This is a genomic window from Bradyrhizobium sp. STM 3843 (genome assembly GCF_000239815.1).
Classification (GTDB): Bacteria; Pseudomonadota; Alphaproteobacteria; order Rhizobiales; family Xanthobacteraceae; genus Bradyrhizobium.
Map to the genome: position 1 here is coordinate 1 of NZ_CAFK01000023.1, position 5,402 is coordinate 5,402.

The 5,402-nt window shown below is 62.2% G+C and carries 2 protein-coding genes and 1 pseudogene; 1 reads left to right on the forward strand and 2 read right to left on the reverse strand.

All coding sequences use genetic code 11. From position 1 onward, the window contains the following. Window positions 1–151: 151 nt before the first annotated feature. Window positions 152–2,746, reverse strand: coding sequence for a hypothetical protein (locus BRAS3843_RS03565; protein ID WP_175361077.1), 2,595 nt, complete (start codon window positions 2,744–2,746; stop codon window positions 152–154). 300 nt (window positions 2,747–3,046) lie between these two features. Between BRAS3843_RS03565 and BRAS3843_RS41295 the strand changes: the two genes are divergently transcribed. Next, entirely contained in the window at window positions 3,047–3,331 is a 285-nt protein-coding gene (locus tag BRAS3843_RS41295) for a hypothetical protein (protein WP_175361078.1), read from the forward strand. 53 nt (window positions 3,332–3,384) lie between these two features. On the opposite strand, the pseudogene BRAS3843_RS41300 reads toward BRAS3843_RS41295, so the two are convergent. After that, window positions 3,385–5,402: pseudogene (locus BRAS3843_RS41300) on the reverse strand (hypothetical protein); the annotation flags it as partial.

Here is a 5,402-nt window from a genome sequence, read left to right on the forward strand (position 1 = left end):
AGCGAGGCGCTCCAGGTCGGCAAACACCCGGTAGCGGCGCTCCTGGTGCAGCTGGTCGAGGGCGCGGTCGAAGAAGGCATTGTGATCGATGCCGCGGCCGATCGCTCTTACTTGAGATTTCACAACAAAGACCTCCCGATCTACGCTGCAATTAGTTGAATTTATAGGAGCCCTGAACGAACACACCGTAGCGCTCGGTCGTGTATCTCAGGAGCTGATTAAACGAGTCCACGGAATCCGTGCTGAGGTGCCACCAGCGCCCGCCGATGCCGAGGCGGAAGCTGTCCGTCAGTTGATAGTTCAGCACTGTCTCGGTTTGAAACCCGGAGCCGCTTCCGGACGCGGGGTCGCGTCCGAAGGTGAAGTAGTGCGTGTCCGTCGCATTCTGGCGGGTCCACGCATAGGCGACCTCGGCTTGCCAGCTCAGGCGGTCCCACAGCCGCGTCTCCAGAGCGATGCCGGCGTGCCCGGTATGCCAATGATCCTGCTCGGTTACGACTTTGACCGCTGGGCCAAGTGCAGGCGCACAAATGACCGGATTGGCGCCGAGCTGGGTACAGCCTCGCGCGTCGACCGTCTCCGTCCAATAGTGATAGCCGACGAAGGCGCCGAGCCGAAACCGCTCCATCTCCAGAAGGTTGAAGCCGACATCGAGATTGGCATATTGCAGCTGGCCGCTGGCGCTGCTCACCGTCTTGGACGACGGGTTGACAAAGGGCGCGAAGTCCTCGTCTACCAGGCTGCCCGAGCTGATCTTGCCTGCGCCAACATAGCCCTTGACGAACATGTTGGTGAACGGACCATCGAGTGCATCCACACGGAAGAACATCTCGCCGCTGTGTCCGGTCAGCCCGCCATAAGCGAGACGGGACACCTGCGCCGTCCCGGTCTGATCGGCGAAATACCGGTAGCGATTCTGGCCTGAGCTGTACCAGTAGCGCAACCCTGTCTCGATTGCATAGGAAGCAAACGGAGAGAACTGCGACTTCACCGGCAGACCTGCGTCCTGGCTCGGACCGTCGAGTGCGGCCGGACGTGCCCATGCGCAGCTGACCATCGAGGCTTGACATTTCGTCACGCCGTCCGCGCCGAAATCGTGCCGCAAGGTGACGGTCGCGAACAGGTCTTTTGTGGTCGACTTGATATTGGCAAGCGTGCTGTCGACGAACCTATAGCCGATCTCCGTCTCCATGCTGATCTCCTTCGACCATAGGTAGGTGCCCAAGATCGACGGCAGGATCGTGTACTCTTTCAGATCGGTCCGGGTCCCGGCCCGGTAGCCGAGCCGTAGCCGCGGACTGATCGCCAGATTCGGCGTCACCGGATAGCGCGAGTTGAAATCCAACACGTAGATGTTCGAGTCCGCAAGACTCGCGTAGCGGACCGCTCCCATGAACAGGTCGCCCGGCGCGAAGATGCTGTTTCCCGTCAGCTGCGCGGAGAGATAATATTCGAGCCCGCTTGCTGGCGTACCGTCGACGCCGCCCGAGGGCAATGTACCGGTCAGATTTGTGACCGTCGCGTCAGTGCTGACCTGCCAGTTTTCGTTCAACGGCTTCGAGTAGCTGATCATGGCCGACTCGAAGGTCGGCGTGCGGTCGATCGCGAACTGCTTGATCTCGGCTGCCGTGTTGAATTTCATCATGTCATAGAGCGTCAGGAACGGTTGCCCCTGAAGCGCATTCCACGTCGAGAGATATGGCACCTTGCGATAGTCCACCGACGCATTGAACACTGACTTGTCCTCCAGCGTATAGGTGCCGGAGAAAATGGCCGCATTCAGCTGTCGAAAATAGGTGTCGTAGTCGATCGTGCCGAGGACCGATTTATTGCTGTCGAAGTAGCGGAATTCGGCTCCCACCGCCTGGCGGTCGATGATGTTCCGGTCGTATTGGGTGATCAGATAAACGCTCGTCTCCAAGCCGCCCAGGATCTTGCCGAAGTCGATACTGGCGCCGTAGAGCGACTTGTTGTCCTTGAATGGGGCGTCGAACCGACTCCAGTTTGGCGAGCCTGCCAGCACGTTGAATCGGATCGCGGGGCTTTGTTGCCAGCTCAGCACCGCGCCATCGAAGCGGCCGATCACGCCGCCCGTGTTGCGCGACTGGCGGCCGACACGGAGCGTCGCATCGGCTTCCTTGAGGGTATAGTCGACCTGCGCGGTCGAGACGCCGTATTTGTCTGTGCTTGTATCGAACTGGCGCTCATGGGTGAAGGCCAGTTTGAATTTCGTCCTGACGCGATCATTGTCGGCCGTCCCGAACACATCAATATTGGTGAGCAGCGTGTTCTGGTGCACCCGATGTGCGTCGGCATCGGCGTTCGGATTGGGTGCGGTCGACAGATCCTTGACCGCATTCGTGCTGTCATTGGTGATGAAGGTGGTGGAAGCGCTCCCTGAAACCGACCAGCGGGTTTCCCCCGTGGGAGCCGCCGCCTTGATCGGGAGAGCATCGGGACCGCCGGCCGGCACGTCGCGCGGCCGCTCGGGCGCGCTGCTGGCAGTGAGAATGGCCGCAAGACGTTGCCGGACGCGCTCGTTGCCCTCGCCGCTCTGGTAGCGACGAAGATAATCCTCGTATTCGGCTTGTGCCGCGGCGGTCTGCCCGGACTTCTGATAAGCCACGCCGAGCAGTTCCTGGGCCTCTGCGCTTGAGCTGTTTTCCGGATATTTCAACAGCCGCCGCAAGATGGCGATCGCGCCGCTGAAATTACCCTTCCGGATCGCTGCGCGCGCTTCGTCCATCGCCCCCTCGATCAACCTGATGTCGGTTTCCGAGAGGCTTTGCTGTGGGCCTTCTCGACGGACCGAGCTCGGCGGAATGGTGGAGCCTTTTTGCGTGGGACCGCGGCTGTCAGGGGGGCTCGCGAGAAAGGCGCCTATCTTGCAAGCAGAGACGGGCCCCTTCCGGGCGATCACGATCGCAATCGACTCAAAGCTTCCGGATTGCACGACCTGGTAAGCAACCGAGCTCGCGAACTGGGCGATGAGCACCGGGCCCTTCGCCTCGTCCAGGGCAAGGTAGACATCCTGGAGTCCTGATGATTGCGCTCGCTCGACCCTGATTCCCTCACGTCTGACCAGACGACGCGCCAGAATCGCTTCGCGATCAACGAGCTGAAGGTTGATGCTGAGCTGGTCGCCGTGGTCCTGCGGAAAGTGGCCGGTATAACGGACACGGACATGGAAGTTGATCCGCAGCAAGCTGCAATTGCCCACGGTCGTGACATCGGCAGAGGACACGAACTGGTCAATCACGGGCTGAGCTTGCACGCGCCTGATGCTCACGCCGAACACGCAGGACCCAGCCACACACAGCACCAACGATAGCCGCACGGCGGCGATCGCCGACGGTTGGACGAGCGGAAGACGGCTGCACGCGCTCACCATCCGCCTCCGTTCACGCGATGCGCTTTCGGTCGACGGTTTACGATGGCGGTCTGCGTCTGATCGGCAAAGATGTGGCACGCGCCGGTGCAATCCCGGAGCTCCGCGGCGGTGTAGTTCATCGGTACAGGCTTGAGATACTTCGTATGCTGCTGTGGATGGAAGTCACCAGCGTGACAGGCGGCGCAATCGGGCTTGTAGGCCGCGAACTTCCAGGGAACGACTTGGGAATTACTGCTGTGGCAACCGACACAGCCGATCGCAGCCCCATGATTCGGGAAGCTCGCCGACATGTGCTGGTACGTGACGGACGTCCAGCTGACGCTGCGGTGACAGCTTTCGCATGGAGCGTTTGTCACGAAATGCCGGGGGCTTTTGCCGCTTGCGGTCGTTCCGTTGTGACAGCTGGCGCAGGGCGCGGACAAGGTCGCGTGATCCATGCGCGCGCCGCTGAACGAGACTGTGCTCTTGTGGCAAGTATCGCAAGCTGCATTGGTTACGACGTGTCTTTGCGGCTTGCCGGTCGCGGTCGTCCCGTTGTGACAGCTTGCGCAGGGCGCGGTGGCACCGGTGTGATTGAAGCGCGCTCCGGCAAAAGTCGCGGTGCTCTTGTGACAGGTCTCGCAGGGCGCATTGGTCGCCACGTGCTTCTGCGGCTTGCCGGCTGCGATGATGCCATTGTGGCAGGAGCTACAAGCGGCCGTTGTACCGGCGTGATCGAAGCGCGCTCCCGCGAACGTCACCGTGCTCTTGTGGCAGGTCTCGCACGGCGCGTTGGTCGTCACATGCTTCTGCGGCTTGCCGCTTGCAACCGTGCCGTTGTGGCACGAACTGCACGCCGCCGTCGTTCCGGTGTGGCTGAAGCGGGCGCCCGCGAATGTGACCGTGCTCTTGTGACAAGTGTCGCATGGCGCATTGGTGACGATATGGGCCTGAGGCTTTCCAGTCGCATCTCGTCCATTGTGGCAGGACGCGCACGGCCCCCTCGCCGTGAGATGATCGAACTTTCCTGCACCGAGGCTCGATGCGCCAAAGCCAGCGAGACCAGGCCTGAGTTGCTTGGTCGAACCGAACGACGGGAGGCCGCCTGCCGAAGGCTCCGCTTGCTCCGCTGCTGGCCGGCCAATTGTGGGCGACAACCTCGTCCGCGGATCATTCGAGGGGACCTGTCCCGGGGCCGGAGCAGCAGCCTGCGGGTTGGCCGATTGCGACGCCGCCGAGAAGGTCGGCAAGGCTCCCGGTTTTGGCGCCGGATCCGGCTTGGCAGCAGTGCCGGCTGCGACGTTGTCGTTTGCCGGATTTCCGGCCAGCGTCGGTGCCGATGCCATCGGATTAGCAGCGACCGGCTTGTTGCTGAACAGAATGGCTGTATTCGTGCCTGGCGCGACGGCGGTCGCGGCAGGCGCCGTCGAGGACGGCGCAGTCGCGGCTTGCGGCGAGTTCGTCGGAACTGTCGTCATGGTCCGATTGGCGGTGGTTGCTGTCGCCGATTTGAGCGTCGGATTCGCCGGGGTGAGTGCCTTCGCTGTTGTCGTGCAGCCACCAGCCGATCCCCGCGGATCGTCATCCCAGGTCGAGAAATTGGCCGCGGCGCTCTGGTGGCAGCAGCCGCAATCCTGCGCTTTTGCGCCATGTCCGGGACCTTGCGCGCCCCTTCGGCCCTGGCTCCGATACGCGCCGCTATGACAGCTGTCACACCGCGTCGCGTGAACAGCCGCGTGATTCATGGTGTAGGTGGTAAAGCTCGCTGCTGTATTGGTGTGACAGTTCGAGCACTGCAGTGTCACGGTCGGGATGTGCGGCGGCGTGGTCATGCCCATTGCGGCTGAGCCGTTGTGGCAGGACGAACAATTGGTGGTGGCTGCCGTATGGGTGAACGCGGCGCCTGCCCAGCTGACAAAGCCTCCACTCGCCGCCTTGGTGTGACAGCTCCCGCAATCGGCGCCATTGGTCGGGACATGGCCAGCGAAGGACGCGGTGCCCATCGCACCCTTGGTGCCCTGCCCCGTGTAGG